At 39.2% G+C, this 17,324-nt stretch carries 15 protein-coding genes; 12 read left to right on the top strand and 3 right to left on the bottom strand.

The features are described from left to right. The 7 genes from SULBA_RS12600 to SULBA_RS12630 all read left to right on the top strand — a co-directional run bounded on the left by SULBA_RS12600 (position 1) and on the right by SULBA_RS12630 (position 6,459). The gene (locus SULBA_RS12600) at positions 1 to 2,349 is read left to right on the top strand and encodes an HD domain-containing phosphohydrolase (RefSeq protein ID WP_014770676.1); all 2,349 of its coding nucleotides are present in this window, start codon (positions 1 to 3) and stop codon (positions 2,347 to 2,349) included. Between the two features lie 89 nt (positions 2,350 to 2,438). Next, complete coding sequence (gene secG, locus SULBA_RS12605; RefSeq protein ID WP_425353015.1) at positions 2,439 to 2,777, top strand: preprotein translocase subunit SecG; 339 nt, start codon at positions 2,439 to 2,441, stop codon at positions 2,775 to 2,777. A 6-nt stretch (positions 2,778 to 2,783) separates the two neighbouring features. After that, positions 2,784 to 3,740 carry a polysaccharide deacetylase family protein gene (locus SULBA_RS12610; protein WP_014770678.1) on the top strand — a complete coding sequence of 319 codons (957 nt, stop codon included), beginning with the start codon at positions 2,784 to 2,786 and terminating at the stop codon, positions 3,738 to 3,740. Then, a complete protein-coding gene (gene frr / locus SULBA_RS12615) occupies positions 3,727 to 4,287 on the top strand; it encodes a ribosome recycling factor (protein ID WP_014770679.1) in 561 nt (186 codons plus the stop codon). Before SULBA_RS12610 ends, frr begins: the two co-directional genes overlap by 14 nt. A 10-nt stretch (positions 4,288 to 4,297) precedes the next feature. Then, positions 4,298 to 4,906: an orotate phosphoribosyltransferase gene (gene pyrE, locus SULBA_RS12620; protein ID WP_014770680.1), complete on the top strand. Its 609-nt coding sequence runs from the start codon at positions 4,298 to 4,300 to the stop codon at positions 4,904 to 4,906. A gap of 6 nt (positions 4,907 to 4,912) precedes the next feature. Next, the gene (locus tag SULBA_RS12625; RefSeq protein ID WP_014770681.1) at positions 4,913 to 5,374 is read left to right on the top strand and encodes an RDD family protein; all 462 of its coding nucleotides are present in this window, start codon (positions 4,913 to 4,915) and stop codon (positions 5,372 to 5,374) included. After that, on the top strand, positions 5,371 to 6,459 hold the full coding sequence (locus SULBA_RS12630) for an MFS transporter (protein WP_014770682.1): 1,089 nt from the start codon (positions 5,371 to 5,373) through the stop codon (positions 6,457 to 6,459). The genes SULBA_RS12625 and SULBA_RS12630 overlap by 4 nt, the downstream gene beginning before the upstream one ends. Here SULBA_RS12630 and SULBA_RS12635 read toward each other — a convergent pair. Both SULBA_RS12635 and typA read right to left on the bottom strand, forming a co-directional pair. Further along, positions 6,443 to 6,895, bottom strand: a complete 453-nt coding sequence (locus tag SULBA_RS12635) for a flagellar basal body-associated FliL family protein (protein WP_014770683.1) — start codon at positions 6,893 to 6,895, stop codon at positions 6,443 to 6,445. The two genes, SULBA_RS12630 and SULBA_RS12635, sit on opposite strands and share 17 nt — an antisense overlap. Before the next feature lie 175 nt (positions 6,896 to 7,070). Beyond that, positions 7,071 to 8,870 carry a translational GTPase TypA gene (typA, locus tag SULBA_RS12640; RefSeq protein ID WP_014770684.1) on the bottom strand — a complete coding sequence of 600 codons (1,800 nt, stop codon included), beginning with the start codon at positions 8,868 to 8,870 and terminating at the stop codon, positions 7,071 to 7,073. A gap of 208 nt (positions 8,871 to 9,078) precedes the next feature. Between typA and SULBA_RS12645 the strand changes: the two genes are divergently transcribed. The 5 genes from SULBA_RS12645 (at position 9,079) to thyX (ending at position 16,747) form a co-directional block, all read left to right on the top strand. Further along, positions 9,079 to 10,746: a flagellar hook-length control protein FliK gene (locus tag SULBA_RS12645; RefSeq protein WP_014770685.1), complete on the top strand. Its 1,668-nt coding sequence runs from the start codon at positions 9,079 to 9,081 to the stop codon at positions 10,744 to 10,746. A 21-nt stretch (positions 10,747 to 10,767) separates the two neighbouring features. Next, positions 10,768 to 11,457 carry a flagellar hook capping FlgD N-terminal domain-containing protein gene (locus tag SULBA_RS12650; protein WP_014770686.1) on the top strand — a complete coding sequence of 230 codons (690 nt, stop codon included), beginning with the start codon at positions 10,768 to 10,770 and terminating at the stop codon, positions 11,455 to 11,457. A gap of 12 nt (positions 11,458 to 11,469) precedes the next feature. Next, the gene (locus SULBA_RS12655; protein ID WP_014770687.1) at positions 11,470 to 13,170 is read left to right on the top strand and encodes a flagellar hook-basal body complex protein; all 1,701 of its coding nucleotides are present in this window, start codon (positions 11,470 to 11,472) and stop codon (positions 13,168 to 13,170) included. Between the two features lie 77 nt (positions 13,171 to 13,247). Then, a complete protein-coding gene (gene flgE / locus SULBA_RS12660; protein WP_014770688.1) occupies positions 13,248 to 16,076 on the top strand; it encodes a flagellar hook protein FlgE in 2,829 nt (942 codons plus the stop codon). A 56-nt stretch (positions 16,077 to 16,132) separates the two neighbouring features. Further along, the gene (gene thyX / locus SULBA_RS12665) at positions 16,133 to 16,747 is read left to right on the top strand and encodes an FAD-dependent thymidylate synthase (protein WP_014770689.1); all 615 of its coding nucleotides are present in this window, start codon (positions 16,133 to 16,135) and stop codon (positions 16,745 to 16,747) included. Here the strand turns inward: thyX and ruvC are convergent. Then, entirely contained in the window at positions 16,744 to 17,217 is a 474-nt protein-coding gene (gene ruvC / locus SULBA_RS12670; RefSeq protein ID WP_014770690.1) for a crossover junction endodeoxyribonuclease RuvC, read from the bottom strand. The genes thyX and ruvC overlap by 4 nt on opposite strands. Positions 17,218 to 17,324 lie beyond the last annotated feature (107 nt).

Consider the following 17,324-nt stretch of genomic DNA (forward strand, 5'->3'; position numbering starts at 1 on the left):
ATGAGCTCTATTCGCATTTTAGGTTCGCAAGGGAGCAGATCAAAAGAGGCCTTTACCACATGTATTTATGTTAATCAACACACCTTGATTGATGCGGGAAATATCATCCATGCCTTAGGCGAAGAGGCTTTACATGTAAACCGTATTTTTTTCTCACATGCCCATTTGGATCATATTATTGATACGGCTTTTGTGATTGACCATTTTTTTAGTAAACGCACGGAAACACTCTACTTATATGGACTTCCTCATACCCTTGAAGCCTTAAAAAAACATCTTTTTAATGATGTTTTATGGCCTGATTTTAGTCAGCTTTACCTTCCCAATACGCACATTCCTGCCATTACCTATGTTGAGATAGACCTGCAGCAAAGCTATGCCATTGAAGAGGGCATTACCCTCACCCCTATTTTAGCAAACCATTCTGTACCGTGTTGTGGCTACTTCATTGAGCAAGAAGGAAGCGGTGTTCTTTTCTCAGGCGATACCTTTCGCAATGAAGCACTTTGGAAACGCCTCAATGAAATGCCCCATATCAAAGCCCTGATAATAGATGTCTCCTTTCCTAATCATTTTGTCAACATCGCAACAACAAGCAAACACCTCACCCCCGCCTTTCTCAAAGAAGAGATGAGCCACCTTAAGCGCACCGAACTCAAAGTCTATGTGAACCACCTCAAATCACTCTACACAGAACAAATTACCCAAGAACTTGCTGCAATAGGAATTGGTGAAACAATGATTTTAAAAGATGCTCAACGCATAGACCTTGCTTCAGGAGCCTTGCAACAAGCGCTGCACACATCTAAAAACGATAAGCGTGTTCAAAAGCTCACCGAAATTGGTACCGCACTCTCTGCCAATGAAAGCCTTGATGTTCTTTTAGAAATGATTGTCACCGAAGCTAAAAATCTCACCAATGCCGATGGAGGAACACTTTATTTACTGGATAATCATGCCTTACACTTTAAAGTCATTCAAACAGACTCTTTACACATTAAGATGGGAGGAACCAGTGATGCCATCTCGTGGCTACCACTTCCGCTCTACCTTGAAGATAGCACCCCCAATAAAACCATGGTAGCCGCTACGTGTGCCCTAGAAGATCGTTTAATCAATATTCCTGATGTTTATGAAGCTGTGGGATTCTCTTTTGAGGGAACAAAGCAATTTGACAAGGGAACAGGGTATCGCTCAAAATCCATGCTTGTGATTCCTATGAAAAACCATGAAAAAGAGATTATTGGTGTTTTGCAACTGATTAATAAATACGATTATAACACGCACAATGTAATCCCATTTGATTGCGAAGATGAAAAGATAACCCTCTCTCTTGCCTCACAAGCAGCGATTGCTATTACCAACACCTCTCTTATTCAAGGACTTGAGACCCTTTTGGAGTCTTTTTTAAAAAGCATTATTTTCGCCATAAGCAAAAAATCGCCTTATTCTGCTGGGCATATTCAACGTATGGTAAGGCTAAGTGTTATGTTTGCAGAAGCTATCAATGAAGATCAAACAGTTTATGCCAACAAACACTTTAGTGCTGAAGAAATTAAACAGATTAATTTTGCAGCCTTAATGCATGACATCGGTAAATTAGCAACGCCTGAGCAAATCATAGATAAAGCATGTAAGCTTGAAACACTTTTTGATCGCATAGGGCTTATTGAAACACGGTTTGCACTGATTCAAAAAGCATTGCATATTGCGTATTTAGAGGGCAAACTCTCTTTGGAAGAAAAATCTATTAAGGAATCCTTGCTGGAGTCTTATTGGCACCTGATACAACGAAGCAACACTGGCGTGGAATTTACGAACGATGAAGATAGAGCATCCATACAATCTATGGCACAAGAACCATGGAATATTGATGGTATGACCTATATACTTTTAACACAGGATGAGGCGTATAATTTAAGCGTTCAAAGAGGAACCCTAACCAAAGAAGAGCGTGACATTATTAATGCCCATGCAAAATTGAGTGTTGATATTTTAAACCGTCTGCCTTTTCCTAAAAAATACCAAAGAATCCCTGAGATTTCAGGAAATCACCATGAAAAACTCAATGGAAAAGGCTATCCTCAAGGACTGCAAGGAGATGAAATCAGTTTTGAAGCACGTATTTTGGCTATTGCCGATATTTTTGAAGCCTTAACCGCACACGATCGCCCCTACAAAGAGGGTATGCCTCTTTCAAAAGCAATGAAAATTCTCTATACGATGGCAAAAGAGGGAGAGATTGATGAAGACTTGGTTCGTTTTTTCTACACCTCTGGGCTCTATCTAAACTATGCCAAACACTTCTTACCTAAGCATTGTATGGATGAGGTTTCATTGGATTTTTAGCAAGAAAAAATGCTTTAGCGATTTTTTAATCCATTTTAGATATAATCCTTAGTTCTACACTATTTTGAAAACAAAGGATATGACGAATGATCACCTCCGTTTTGCTGGTTTTTCAGTTTATTTTAACCGCTATTTTAACCATTGCCGTATTGCTTCAAAAAAGCTCTTCTATTGGTCTTGGCGCATACAGTGGAAGCAATGAATCCCTTTTTGGTGCAAAAGGACCAGCTGGATTTATGGCAAAATTTACCTTTATTTTGGCTATTGTTTTTGTTGCAAACACACTGGCACTGGGCTACTTTTATAATCAAGACCGAAAAGTCTCTTTGGCTGAAGAGATTAAAATTGAAAAAAGCGTTGTACCTGCCAATCCTAGCACATCAATGCCCGTAGCACCTGCTGCTCCTGAAGCTCCAACCCTTAAATAATCTGTTATGAAATCTTTTTGGATTGTCCTGTGTTTAAGTGTTATGGTATGGGCAGATGCCCATATCTTTGTCTATCATCGTTTTAACGATACCAGACACCCATCAACCAATACAAGCCTTGAAGAGCTTCGCAAAGAATTTGATTATTTTAAAAAACATGGCTATGAAGTCATTCCATTGGAAAGATTGGTTGATGCGCTTTACAACAAAGAAGCCATCCCAGACAACTGGGTGGTTTTAACCATTGATGATAATTATAAAAGTTTTTATGAGCATGGCTTAGCCCTTTTTAAAGAATACAACTACCCTTTTTCACTGTTTGTGTATGTGGGTGCAACTGAAAAGAAATACGGTGATTTTATGAGCTGGGAACAGCTACGTGAAACGACCAAGTATGGCTCTTTAGAGTTTCATTCGTTAAACCATCCCCATATGCACGAACTAAGCGATGATGCATTAACAAAAGATTTTGAAGAGGGTTTGGCACTCTTTGAAAAACGCCTAGGTTTTAAACCACGCTATTTTTCTTATCCTTTTGGGGAATTTTCACCCCGAATCAAAGCTATCGCTTCCTCGTTTGGGTTTAAAGCCATTTTAAACCAAAACATGGGAGCGGTTGCATCTTTTAGCGACCCATTGGATTTAGACCGATCTGCCCTTGTTGGAAAAAGCGATTTAGCAGGATTTTTAAACTATAAAGCGCTTGAGAGTGAATGGATTGAACCTTTGATGCTTTCAAACAACAACACGCTTACTTCTTTACATGTAAAGGTAAAAATGACGGCATCAAAAGGGGGCATGTACATTAGTGGGTATGGCTATGAAGAACTCACACTGAGTGAGGGTATTTTTAAAACAAACCTAAATAAAATTGCCATCAAAGAGCGCACACGAATCATGATCTCGGTGGGCAATAAAATTTCAACGAAACTACTTGTAAAGGATAACTATGGAACTAAATAAAGTATATGCAGAACAAAAAGAGCATATGGAAAAATGTATTGCAGCACTTAAACGTGACTTTATGACCATTCGTAGCGGAAAAGTCTCTACCACGATTTTAGATAACATTCACGTCGATTATTATGGAACACCCACAGGTCTTAGTCAAGTTGCAACGGTTTTAGCAACCGATGCAACCACCATTACCATTTCTCCATGGGAGAAAAAAATGCTCAGAGAAATTGAAAAAGCCATTATGCAAGCAAACATTGGTGTCAATCCCAACAATGATGGTGAGAGCATTAAACTCTTCTTTCCTCCAATGACCAGTGAGCAAAGAAAAGAGGGCGCTAAACAAGCAAAATCTATGGGCGATAAAGCAAAAATTGCCATTCGAAACGTACGTAAAGATGCCAACGATCAAGTGAAAAAACTTGAAAAAGACAAACTCATCACGGAAGATCAATCCAAAAAAGGTCAAGATGAAGTCCAAAAAATCACCGATGCCACGGTTTCCAAAGTCGATGATTTGGTCAAAGAAAAAGAAGCTGAATTACTTAAAATTTAAAGGGTTTTGAATGGACGTAGCACAAATATACAAAGATGCCAATGCCCTTTTAGAAGGACATTTTCTCCTCAGCAGTGGTAAGCACTCACGTTACTACCTTCAAAGCGCTAAGGTGTTAGAAGACCCAAAAGTCGCTGAGACCTTAGCCGTAGAATTGGCAAAGATGATTGAAGCACACGGTATTGAAATAGACACCATCTGCTCTCCTGCCTTAGGAGGCGTTTTAGCAGGCTATGAGTTAGCACGCGCACTTGGCAAACGCTTTATTTTTGCAGAACGTGTCAATGGCGAAATGACCATTCGCCGTGGCTTTGAAGTGAAAAAAGGTGAAAAAATTCTTGTCTGTGAAGATATTATCACCACAGGCGGTTCTGCCCTTGAAGCGGCCAAAGTAGCGCAGAGCATGGGCGGAGAGATTGTCGGTTTTGCAGCCCTTGCTAACCGTGGTTTTTGCAAGCGGGTAGGAAGTACTGTGAGTGCAAAACCTACATGTAAACTTCCAAACGATGCCCCATTTTTTGCATTAGCAGATTTTGAATTTGATATTTATGAGCCTAGTGAGTGCCCTTTGTGTCAAGAAGGCAGTGTGGCTCATAAACCTGGTAGCAGGGGAAATTAAGAGCCTATGCGATGGCGAGAGTCTAAAAAAGGCGTTAAAAAAGAGGTGCAAAGCACACAACCTCTTTACGTCATCGCACCCTTTTCCAGACGTTTAAAAGCCTTTATTGTTGATTCTTTTATGCTTTTAATGCCTATTTTATACAGTGTTTTTTACTTTATTTTTGGTTCTCGTGAAGGGTTTGCAGAACATATGGGAATGGGATGGGGAATCATTTTACTCTCCTATGGTCTCATTACTACCCTCTTCTTAGTACGTAAGGGACAAACCCCTGGCTACAAAGCCTATGAGATAGAACTCAAAGAGCTATCCTCCCTTAAAACACCTTCATGGCAACGTATTTTTTTACGTTATAGCATGATGGTTATAACTACAGCTTCCCTTTTTGGACTTCTTGTACCACTTTTTCGTAAAGACAGACGTGCCTTGTATGATGTGTTAAGCCATACTGCACCCCTTTGCAAATGATTTTTTTTAAAATCTCTGGTTTTTTCTTTTTTTATTTTGTCGTAACAGGGGTGTATGTTATTTTCATGCCCAAAATTCTTCAAATACTCGGTTACAGCGCTTTGCAAATTGGTACCATTTTTGCCCTTGCGCCACTCATGCGTTTTATCGTTCCTTTTTTCTTTCTTAAACATTTCAAACTCACACAAAAGACTTTTTATGGTGCACTCCTTGGAGCGATTTGTGCGGTATTTCTCTTTTATGGAAGTATTCATAATTTTTACCTCTTTATGGTACCCAACATGCTTCTAGGTGCCTCATTAGGTCTCATTTTACCCTACATTGAGACCTATGCCATGGAGCATCTCCAAAAAGAGCGCTACGGAAAATCACGCCTTTTTGGGTCCTTAGGCTTTATGCTGATTGCTATTGTCCTAGCACGTCATTTAGATGATTACACCAATGGTCTGCATTATCTCATCTGCGCTATAGTCCTTACAGCGCTTTTTGCATTTTGGCTAACCCACAATAATGTCAATTTTACAACGTCAACAGCAGAGAATGAGCCTTTTAATCTTTTACATGTAAGTTATTTTTGGTTAGCTCTTTTTTTAATGCAAGTTAGTTTTGGTGCTTTTTATAATTTCTTTACGATTTACGAAACGGCACACGGTATTAGTTTAGAGACCACCAGTTATTTATGGGCATTTGGAGTGGTTTGCGAAATTGTGCTTTTTTATTTTCAAGCCCCTATTTTAAAGCGTTTTACCCTTTTAAATTTAGTGCGCTTTAGCATCTTTAGCACCGCCATACGATGGTTTTTACTCTTTGCTTTTCCCTCATCGCTCTTTATCTCTTACCTTTCACAATCCTTCCATGCCTTTAGTTTTGCTTTGCATCACACAGCAGCCCTTAGCCTTTTATACACCCTTTATGCGCATAAAAAACTTGCAGCTCAGTTTTACTATGGTATTTCATTTGGTTTAGGTGGATTTGTAGGAGCCCTCATAGCAGGCTATTTTTACGGGGAATATCTTTATTTATATGCAAGTGTTGTAGCACTATTGGCGTATATTAGCCTGCTCTTTTTCAAGGGGAAAGAATAAAATTTTTGAGGTAAATACGTTCAACATCGTAACCAAAATTTTCCTCCAAAAGTGTTATCAACTCCTCTTTAAGACGGTCTTTCCCCTCATTGGTTTCCAAGCCTTTTGCTTCCATTTCATTTAAATAGCGTAACATTACATTGCGTACGTTTTGCATATTTCCTTGCAACGCTTTTTTAGACTCAGCACTTTTCATCTCAAGGGCAATATCTGCTTTTAAAATTTTAAATTTTGGGGATTTAATATTGATATAAATCGTATCCAAACTAACCTCATTTGCATTGGTACTTCGCTTAGCACTCTTTTGTTGGGGTATATTTTCATACGATGAACGTGAATCATCATCTTTCAACGCATAATTAAGCATAAAAATTCCAAAAAGGATAAGAAGCGCTATAAAAGCGAGTGAAATTTTAAGCAATCGTTCATTAAACATCTCTGCTCCACTTCAAAGTTTGTATCTGCCATAGCATATCGGCAAAACCATAAGAAAAGTATAATCCTTATGAACACCCTAAAAACTAAAAATTGATTTGAACTAAAAAAAAGAGTAAATAGCAGTGATTTTGCCACATATTCGTGGCAAAATCTTTTTACATGTAAAGTATAGTTTAACGACTCATACGCTTACGTACGGTTGGGTCAAGGTATTTTTTACGAATACGAATATTGGTTGGTGTGACCTCTACCAATTCGTCATTTTCAATCCACTCTAACGCTAATTCAAGGTTCATTTTTCGAGGTGGCACAAGCTTAATTGCTTCATCTGCTCCACTACTTCTTACGTTACTTTGTGGCTTACCTTTGATGGGGTTGACATCCAAGTCGTTTGGACGTGAATGTTCACCAATAATCATACCTGCGTAGACTTTTACCTGTACATCAATAAATAAAATACCACGCTCTTGTAAACTAAAGAGTGAGTAACCCATCGCAGTACCTGTCTCCATAGAAATCAATGCGCCATTTTTACGGTGTTCAACTTCACCACTTAAAGGACGGAATTCTAAAAAGGAGTGGTTCATAACGCCCTCACCTTTGGTATCGGTCAAAAATTGTCCACGAAAACCAATCAAACCACGAGCAGGAATTTCAAACTCAATTCTGGTTTGCCCATCACCTGTTGGGTTCATCGCTTTCATTTCTGCTTTTTTGCGACCTAATTTCTCAATAACCGCACCCGTGAATTCATCAGGAACATCAATCACAAGATGCTCATATGGTTCCATTTTTACACCATTTTCTTCTTTAATAATAACCTCAGGGCGACCAAGTGAAAACTCAAAACCCTCACGCCTCATATTTTCAGCCAAAATGGTAATTTGAAGTTCTCCACGTCCTGAAACTTTAAACTTACCCTCACCCTCAGACTCGTACTTCATCGCAATGTTTGTTTTCATCTCAGATTCAAGACGTTCTGCAAGTTTATTTGAAGTAACATATTTACCCTCAAGTCCTGCAAATGGCGAATCATTAACACCAAACACAACGGAGAGGGTCGGTTCTTCAATGTGCAAAGGATCAAGTGGCATAGGATTAGCAGGGTCAACTAAACTATCACCTACGTCCAGTGTTTCAAAACCAGCTACTGCTACAATGTCACCACTCTCTGCTTCGTTAATATCAATGCGATCCAAGCCATGAAAACCAATCAATTTTGATACACGTCCACGTACTTGCTCACCATCGGCCTTTGCAAGCATAACTGTCTCATTCTTCTTGATAGTTCCATTAAAAATACGAGCAATACCAATTTTCCCCACATAGTTATCATAATCAAGGGTAAACACTTGAAGTTGAAGAGGATTTTCCGCTTTACCAGAAGGTGCTGGAACATGCTTAATGATGGTTTCAAACAATGGCTCAAGATTTTTGTTCTCATCATCCATGCTGTATTTAGCATAACCATCACGTGCCGCAGCGTAAATAATGGGGAATTCAAGTTGTTGTTCATTCGCACCAAGAGCAACTAAAAGGTCAAACACTTCATCAATCACACGATCAGGATCAGCGGCAGGTTTGTCGATTTTATTGACCACAATAATCGGACAAAGTCCAAGGCTCAATGCCTTTTTAACAACAAATTTGGTTTGTGGCATAACACCTTCTTGTGCATCAACCAGCAATAAAACACCATCAACCATCTTTAAAACACGCTCAACCTCACCACCAAAATCGGCGTGGCCTGGAGTGTCGATAATGTTAATCTTAGTCTCTTTATAACGAATCGCTGTATTTTTAGAAAGAATGGTAATACCACGTTCTTTCTCCAAATCGTTGCTATCCATTGCTCTTTCTTCTACTTTTTGGTGCGCACTGTACGTACCTGATTGCTTTAGCAGCTCATCCACTAGGGTTGTTTTTCCGTGATCAACGTGCGCGATCACGGCAATATTTCTAAACTCTTGCAAAAAATTCTCCTCGAAATTTAAGGTTTACATCTCAATAAAACGTACGTGATTGGTGTAGGTTTGAAGAAGTAACTATGCTAGATTATACCATGTTCTGACTAAAATCTTACATGTAAAAGATTTTTCAACCTTTATATACAAAAAGGAACGAATATTGCTTTTAATGAATACAAAACTATCTCTATGAGACGCATAAAAAGGCAGTATGATGTACGATATTCTTGCTTTTGTTCAGACGCAAAGTAACCCTTTAAGCCTTGCAACACCTGTCAACAGTGCCACCATCTCTGCAAACAATGAGGATGGTAGTAGCACATTTGCACAGAGTTTTTTTTCAATCATATTGGGTGAATTAACACAAGAATCGCCTGCAAATTCCTATGAACCAAGTGACACGCTTGAACTTATTTCCAACGACTTACCCATCCTTACGCAAGAAGCTAAAAGTATTGATGAACATCTATTAGAAGACCTTTTAAGTGTGATTCAAAGTTTGCAAGAAGATTCCACTCAAACCAGTTTTCCCACACTCAATACCTCACCTACCTTAGATAAATTACTCGCCAGTGAAGCGACACGTCAAGAGTTTGCCGCCGTGAAAAATGTGAGTGAACTTGTAGCCCTTTCTGAAAAATACAATCTAGGTTTGGAAAAAATAACCGTCTCCCAAGAGAGTTTACAAAGCCTTCAAACAAAATTTTCTACCCTAAAAGAAAACGCTTTTTTTGATGACCTTGAAGTAGCGTTAAATAACACCCAAACAAAAGAGCTCATTAAACCATTGACCAACAATGTCATAAATTTTTTAGATAAGCAAACACCCAAAACAGAATCTAAACCAACACCCTCCATTTTAAGTGAGTTGATTGCAAAAGAAAGCACCCAAAAAATTTCTACGGATACAACCAAAGAGTCATCTGTCACTATCGCTACAACACCCTCAACAGTAAATGAAAAGCAACAAACCACACCCCTTGAAACAATGATTCAAAAAGCTCTTAATCCAAATAAAACAGAAAAAATAGAAGCTCCATTGAAAGCAGAAACGGTTATAAAAACAGAAACTTTAATGAAATCAGAAGCTCTGTCCAATGAGGAATCCACAGCAAAAATAGCCCCTGCGCTTACAACAGAACTTGATGCAAAAAGAGAAAAAAACGTGGCAAAAGTAGCGAATGATTCTGTGTTAAAAACAGAATTTGTAGCCGATGAAGAACCGTTAAGGCAAAGTTTAAAGTCCGAAGAGATCAAAACAACTCCTAAAACAAACGAGACAAAACCCCTTGAAAATATGTTAAAAACTGTAAAGTTAGAAACAAACACGGATGACGTTGCTGTAGAAGAGGTGTTAAAAACACAAAAAACAACCCTTAGTGTCGATGAAACCGCCACCAGTACTTCTGATGAAACACAAATCATCACCACTGATAAGACCGATATTAAGACAACCTTTAAACAAGAACTAAACACAAAAAGCACAACCCTCAAAGAGAGTCTAAATCAATTTGCTTCTGATTTACAAGAAAAAATTGAAACCTATAAACCTCCTATTATGAAAGTGGAATTAGCACTTAGTCCTAAAAATTTGGGAGAAGTCGATGTCACGCTTCTTACACGAGGCAATAATTTACATGTAAACATTTCGTCTAACACAACAACGATGTCACTTTTTACCCAAAATCAAGCCGAAGTAAAAAGTGCCCTCATTAATATGGGATTTACCAATTTAGAGATGAATTTTAGCGATCAAAGAAACAGTGAACAATCACATCAAAATCAAAAACAAAACAGTCGTGGAAACGTCGATACGTTTACCACAGAAACCAGTGAAGAGGAAACAACACTCTTAGAGATTGTTATTCCTCAATACGTTTAAACTAAAAATAAAGGATTTATTATGGCAACAGGTTGGGAAAATCTAATTACAGGTTCTAGCGCATCAACGGCTACCTCATCGACAACAAGTTCAACCAAATCATCCCTGAGTAACGATGATTTTTTAAAACTCTTACTCACAGAATTGGAGCATCAAGACCCCACTGATCCAATGGACAGTGATAAAATCTTAACCCAAACAGCGCAACTCTCTTCTCTTGAAGCATCGCAAAATACCACTACCGCTCTTGAAAAGCTCTCTGAACAATTGGCCGCCAATACCAATTTTAGTGCCATTGGTGTTATTGGACAGATGGCAAGTTTAGGAAGTTCTGCCATTACGCTTAAAGATAAAGCTTCCAATTTTGAAATTTATTTTCCCACTGAAATTGCAAAAGGGACACTTACCATTACAGATACTGATGGCAAGACTGTTAAGACAATCGATATTAGCGAATCTACTAAAGGTAAAAGCGGTGTGGTTGCCTTTAATTGGGATGGTGTGGATAATGATGGTAATCAACTTGCTGATGGCACGTATGGTGCAACCGTGACGTACACCGATAGCAATGGCGATTTAAAAACAACCCAATCAGGAACTTACCCTGTAGAATCCGTACGCTACATTGATGGTGCAGCCTATGTTAAATTAGGCACTTACTATTATGCTATTGATGAAGTGCTTGAATTTTATGATAAATCATTGGCATAAAAAGGATAGTGTATGAATAGCTCCTTTTATAATGGCGTATCAGGTGTTAAAACCAGCCAATTTTATATGGATGTCATTGGCAATAATATTTCCAATGTCAATACCAACGGGTACAAAGGAAGCAGTGCGGAGGTCTCCTCTTTGTTTTCCTCTATTCTTATAGGAACGTACAACAGCTACTCCAATGGGGTAGGCATGGGAGCACAAAGCCTTACCACAGCATTAGATATGTCACAAGGCATCCTTCAAGATGCGGACAATACCTTTGATCTTGCGCTTGGAAGCGAAGGATGGTTTGGTGTTCAAGGTGCAGATGGCAATACCTACTACACCCGTGCAGGCAGTTTTTCACTTGATGCCAATGGAAATTTGGTCGATGGCAATGGCAACTACCTTCTTGCTACATTAGGCAATAATATAACTCCAGCCAATCTAGACGCAGATACTTTGGCACAATTTGGTCAATACTACAACAATGGCACCGTAACTTCGGTGACTCCTTACAGCATTACAGCGCTCAACAATGTTGCACTTGGGACTATTGGTACACAAGGCATTGTCAATCTACCCAATCATTTGTATTATCACCCTGTTGCTACAACCATTGCTTCGTATGGTGCTAATTTAGACCCAACCATTAATGTGGACAATGTCACGCTCAATTTAGATACCACAGACTATCCAACCCAAACCCTTGATACGACAGCTAAAACCCTAAGCCTGAGTGGTACAACTGCTAATACGACCGCTGCACTCAACCCTAAAAAAGGAGATATTGTCAATGTTGTACTGCAAGATGCCAGTGGCAATAAACTCTCACTCACCGCTGAGTTAGATGAAAATTTAGCATGGAACATTAACAGCCATGATGTGAGTACATACGATTTAAGCAGTGGATTTACCGTTACATCTGCGACCCTCCAAACAGAACAAGAAGTCGCTACCCAAAAACATTTTAGTATGACAATCATTGGTCCTGATGGTGATAAAGATACTTTAGATATGACTTTTACCAAAGTCGTACCCCAAACCTCTACAGAAACCACATGGAACGCCACGGCAAATATTTACAGTTTTTATGAAACGTACGATGCCTCAAAAACATACGACACCACGCAATACTACGTTGATAAAACGGCTAATAAAGTTTATGAAATTATCGATACCCAAACAGGTGTATTAACCTTTAATGCTGATGGCTCTTTGGCAAGTAACACTATGCCCACACTCAACAATGGAGGCACTGCCCTTAGTCTTAATTTGGGTTCAGTTGGCGGATACGACGGTATGGTCTCCAATGCCAATATATCAAAATCCAATACTTCAAGTTCTAATGGTACGTTAGAAGGTTTTTTAACAGGGTATGCTGTGGATACCAACGGCAATATTGTCGCAAGTTTTAGCAACGGCAAAAGCTCTTCTGTGGCTAAGATTGCCGTTTATCATTTTCAAAATGATCAAGGCTTAACAGCCCAATCTTCCACTCTTTTCTCCGAATCTGCTAACAGTGGTAAAGCCTTTTTTTACACTGACGACAACGGTGAGAGTTTTTTAGGAACAAAAATTTACAGTAAAAAATTAGAGGGAAGCAACGTAAGCCTTGCCACTGCTTTAACTGAACTTATCGTGGTTCAAAAAGCCTTTGGTGCGAGTGCTAAAAGTATTACCACCAGTGATGAACTGCTAAAAAATGCCATTAACATGAAAGCTTAATAAACAAAAAGTAACATGGAATAAAAATTGCTTTTACTAAATACAAAACTTATCAAAAGAGAGACAAAGGATACGCTATGATGAGAGCACTCTGGGCCGGCGTTACCGGATTACAAGCACACCAAGTTGCGATGGATGTTGAGTCTAACAACATTGCAAACGTTAACACCAAAGGGTATAAATATTCACGTGCAAACTTTTCAACCCTTTTAAGCCAAACGGTCTCTATTGCGACCTCACCACAAGGAAATTTGGGTGGTCAAAACTCCATGCAAATTGGTTTGGGAACAACAGTAAGTACCGTCACAAAGATTTTTGAACAAGGTTCCATTGAAACCACCGACAAAGACACCGACCTTGCTATTAGTGGGGATGGTTTTTTTGTTGTCTCTCCCGATAAAGGCGTCACCTACAAATACACCCGAAACGGTGATTTTAATTTTGATGCCAATGGTAACTTTGTGGATGCCAACGGTTATATTGTTCAAGGTTGGCTCAAAGATGAAACCACAGGCTTAATTGACAATACCTCACCGATTACTAATATTTTAATTACCCCAGGTCTTACTACCCCTGCAAAAGCGACTTCTTTGGTTTCCGTTAAAGCCAATCTGGATTCAGGCATCAGTGTTGGTACCAATAAAACCGCTATCTACTCCCTAGATTCTAACAGCGGTTGGGTGGACAGCAATAATGATGGCATTAAATCTAATACTGAAGTGCATAATGAAGACGATACTGCTGATGCTATTTTTAACAGCGATACAAAAATCCATGAACGAGGAGTTGACTTTGGGGTTCTTTTTGACGCCAATGGCGATGCCTTAAGCTTAAGAGATGGACAAGGTTCATGGATTAGTTATGCAGAGGCAACATCACGAAAGATAGAAGTAACGGCAGCAGGGGCAAACACAATCATCACTATGACCCTAAATGGTACAAAAATCACAGCAGATATTGCCACACCTGCAACCTCTTATCCAACTGCAGCGGATAGAGACAATGCGGTTGCAACCGCAATTGCTGCCGCAATTAATGCCCAAACTTCTATTACGGGGGTTGTAGCAACACCTACAGGAGGCAATGATATTACCCTTACCAATACCAATGCTAATGGAGAGACAGAATCAACAAAAAATATTAAACTCGATATAGACACAGACCCCGCAGCAACCAGTGCCAGTTTAATATCTGCAACTGGTTTTCAAGACTTAAATGTGATTACCGCTTATCAGTATACCTACAGCAGTTCTCCTAAAAATAATACCCATACAGAGCTAGATTCAGATCCTCGTTATTTTACAACTACTGAAGATTTACGAGAAGCCATGCAAAAAGATGCAAGGCTTCATGTTGATTATACGGGTGATGGTATTGCAGATAAAAACGATGGGGTTACTGTCACCGTTAATGCAGCAGGGCAATTTGTTGTTGCCAATCCAACAGGGGATGCGTTTAATGAAGATGATGAAGATATTATTGATGAGACAACGCTTGTAGCGCCTGCTGCAAAATCTTCGTCTTATTTAGCATCTGCTTTAGCAAATGGTAATGTTTTATTTGCAGAGGGAACCATTTTTGGCGAAGATGTTTACCCTTTTTCTGATGTAACGGTTACCATAGGTGCCACAACCTTTGTATATGGTCCAACAGGTGCGGATGGTGCCTTTATTCCTGCAGGTTCTGTATTGGATAGCGATGTAACCCTACCACAAGGCTCAACCGTTGGTACCTCAACCTCTACCACAGCAGCGGATCTTACCACAGCATTGAGTTTATCCAGCGTTACAATAGCAGCAGGTACAACCTTAGGTGCAGCCATTACCTTACCAGCAAGCTATACAGGAACACTCACCATCGCTGGTACCGCTTATACAGGTGGTGATACCATTCCATCAGGTGCTACGATTTTGGCATCGGAAGGATTGATTACCCTTCCTCTTGGCTCTACAGCAGCAGGTGGTGCTACGGATATTATTCTTCCATCAACCACCGTCGATTCAACGCTCGCCGTGGGAACAAATTTTTTATCTAAGGATGATTATCCTCTCAACCTTAAAGTAACCAGCTTAACCTCAAATGGTATTTCGGCAAATAAAAGTTTTACTTCCATTATGAGTTCCATTGATGGAACATTAATTAGTGGTACAGCAACAAGAAGCACACAAAGCCTTTATATGGCAAGTTTAGCTTCAACAACTGAAGTGTATGATTCACTAGGTTCCAAACACACCCTTCGTTTACAATACACTAAAACAGGTTTTAATGCAACAGGAGGTACGGAGTGGTCTGTTACCATTTCGGTTGCTGAACCAGGCGATATTAATTTAGGGGCAAGCCCTAAAAATGTTGTAACAGGCTCCATTAACTTTAATTCCGATGGTTCTCTTGCCACCTACACCCCACGAAACCTAACGTTTACTGCCAATAATGGCTCGAGTGCAAATCAAATTATTCAACTTAATTTTGGCTCTGTTGGGCAGCTCGATGGTATTACCAGTTTTGATAAAGACTCAAGCACAGGAAATATTACCCAAGATGGCTATGAAGGCGGTGATTTATCAAAACTTAAAATTGATGAGAATGGAACCATTATTGGTGTTTTCACCAATGGAAAAAGTTTTGGTCTTGCACAAGTTGCGATGGCAAGCTTTACCAATAATGGAGGTTTAGACAGCGATGGGGGTAACTGCTATATTCAAACCTCAAACTCAGGTGATCCTGTTTTTGGGCAAGCAGGAACAGCAGGAAAAGGCTCCGTTCAAGCCAGTTCATTAGAGATGAGTAACGTCGACTTATCACGCTCACTGACGCAACTCATTGTGATTCAAAGAGGGTATCAAGCCAACTCAAAAACCATCACCACAGCAGATGAAATGCTCAACACCCTGCTCCAACTCAAATAGCATTTTTAGCTTACATGTAATACAATGAGTCCCAAAAAAACAAGGGACTCATTGACATGAAAGTTACACTCAACCACTACACTCCCCTTCTCATTTGTGCTGATGCTATTCGTACGTGTTGGCAAAGTTTTGATAAAAGTGATGAGGGTGGACAAAAAGATAAAGAACTGATTGACCGTGTGGGCAATAAATTTAAACACGCTTCAACCTTAGAGCATTTGGTTTATAACTTTTACATTGAGGGAATCTCTCGTGCGCTTTTACAAGAACTCTCCCGTCACCGTATGGCATCACTCTCTGTCAAATCCACACGCTATACGCTTAAGGAGTTAAAAAACGAAGAGAGCTTTACATGTAAAGATATAAAACGTGCTGAAAAATACCTTGTTTTAACAGGTGTGGAGATGGTTGATGAGATGAGCATTAAAGCACTTGAAAACCTTCGTCTAGTCCTTGTCCAAAACATTAGCAACGATAAGGCAAAATACTGCCTTCCAGAGAGCTATAAAACAGAACTTACCTGGACCATTAATGCACGAAGCCTTCAAAACTTTTTAACCCTGCGTAGCGATAAAAGTGCGCTTTGGGAAATTCAAAATCTAGCCCATGCACTCTATAATGCACTCCCAGAAGAGCACAAATACCTCTTTAGTATTCAAGAACCTTCTTAACTCACTTTTACCCTTTGGGCATGTGTAATGGCTATAGCAATAGCATCAGTAATGTCCAAAGGTTTAATCTCTTGAAAAATCCCTAAAATCTTCTTTACCATAAATGCCACTTGCTCTTTTTGCGCCTTACCATTGCCCGTTACTGCCTTTTTGACTTGTAAGGGGGTGTATTCACTAAAATTACCTTTAACTTGCAAAATTTTAAGGCTTAATGCACCACGAAATTGTGCTAATTTTAAAACCGTTTGAGGGTTAAATGCATAAAAAATATCTTCAATTGCTACCTCATCTATCACATGCTGTTTAAAAATAATATCAAGCCCTTCAACCAATTCCATGATTTGATGTTGAAGAATTTTTTCTTTAATTTTAATAAGCCCAGCTTCTATTAAAACCAACTTATTTTTCTCTTTTTTAACGATGGCATACCCACAATTTCGGGTGCCTGGGTCAATTCCTAAAATAAACACTTTTTTCCTTTATTCACAGGTTAATTCACAGGGTGAATAACTTTTTTCACATTATACAAAGAACCGCTTTAACGTCTAACTAATAATAGTTTAGCTAGAATAAAACA

The sequence above is a fragment of the Sulfurospirillum barnesii SES-3 genome, from assembly GCF_000265295.1.
GTDB lineage: Bacteria > Campylobacterota > Campylobacteria > Campylobacterales > Sulfurospirillaceae > Sulfurospirillum > Sulfurospirillum barnesii.

What these genes read in the sequence shown, in the direction of transcription:
- SULBA_RS12600 (WP_014770676.1), top strand. Translation starts at nt 1, where the DNA reads ATGAGCTCTATTCGCATTTTAGGTTCGCAAGGGAGCAGATCAAAAGAG.
- SULBA_RS12610 (WP_014770678.1), top strand. Translation starts at nt 2,784, where the DNA reads ATGAAATCTTTTTGGATTGTCCTGTGTTTAAGTGTTATGGTATGGGCA.
- frr (WP_014770679.1), top strand. Translation starts at nt 3,727, where the DNA reads ATGGAACTAAATAAAGTATATGCAGAACAAAAAGAGCATATGGAAAAA.
- pyrE (WP_014770680.1), top strand. Translation starts at nt 4,298, where the DNA reads ATGGACGTAGCACAAATATACAAAGATGCCAATGCCCTTTTAGAAGGA.
- SULBA_RS12625 (WP_014770681.1), top strand. Translation starts at nt 4,913, where the DNA reads ATGCGATGGCGAGAGTCTAAAAAAGGCGTTAAAAAAGAGGTGCAAAGC.
- SULBA_RS12630 (WP_014770682.1), top strand. Translation starts at nt 5,371, where the DNA reads ATGATTTTTTTTAAAATCTCTGGTTTTTTCTTTTTTTATTTTGTCGTA.
- SULBA_RS12635 (WP_014770683.1), bottom strand. Translation starts at nt 6,895, where the DNA reads ATGTTTAATGAACGATTGCTTAAAATTTCACTCGCTTTTATAGCGCTT.
- SULBA_RS12645 (WP_014770685.1), top strand. Translation starts at nt 9,079, where the DNA reads ATGTACGATATTCTTGCTTTTGTTCAGACGCAAAGTAACCCTTTAAGC.
- SULBA_RS12650 (WP_014770686.1), top strand. Translation starts at nt 10,768, where the DNA reads ATGGCAACAGGTTGGGAAAATCTAATTACAGGTTCTAGCGCATCAACG.
- SULBA_RS12655 (WP_014770687.1), top strand. Translation starts at nt 11,470, where the DNA reads ATGAATAGCTCCTTTTATAATGGCGTATCAGGTGTTAAAACCAGCCAA.
- flgE (WP_014770688.1), top strand. Translation starts at nt 13,248, where the DNA reads ATGATGAGAGCACTCTGGGCCGGCGTTACCGGATTACAAGCACACCAA.
- thyX (WP_014770689.1), top strand. Translation starts at nt 16,133, where the DNA reads ATGAAAGTTACACTCAACCACTACACTCCCCTTCTCATTTGTGCTGAT.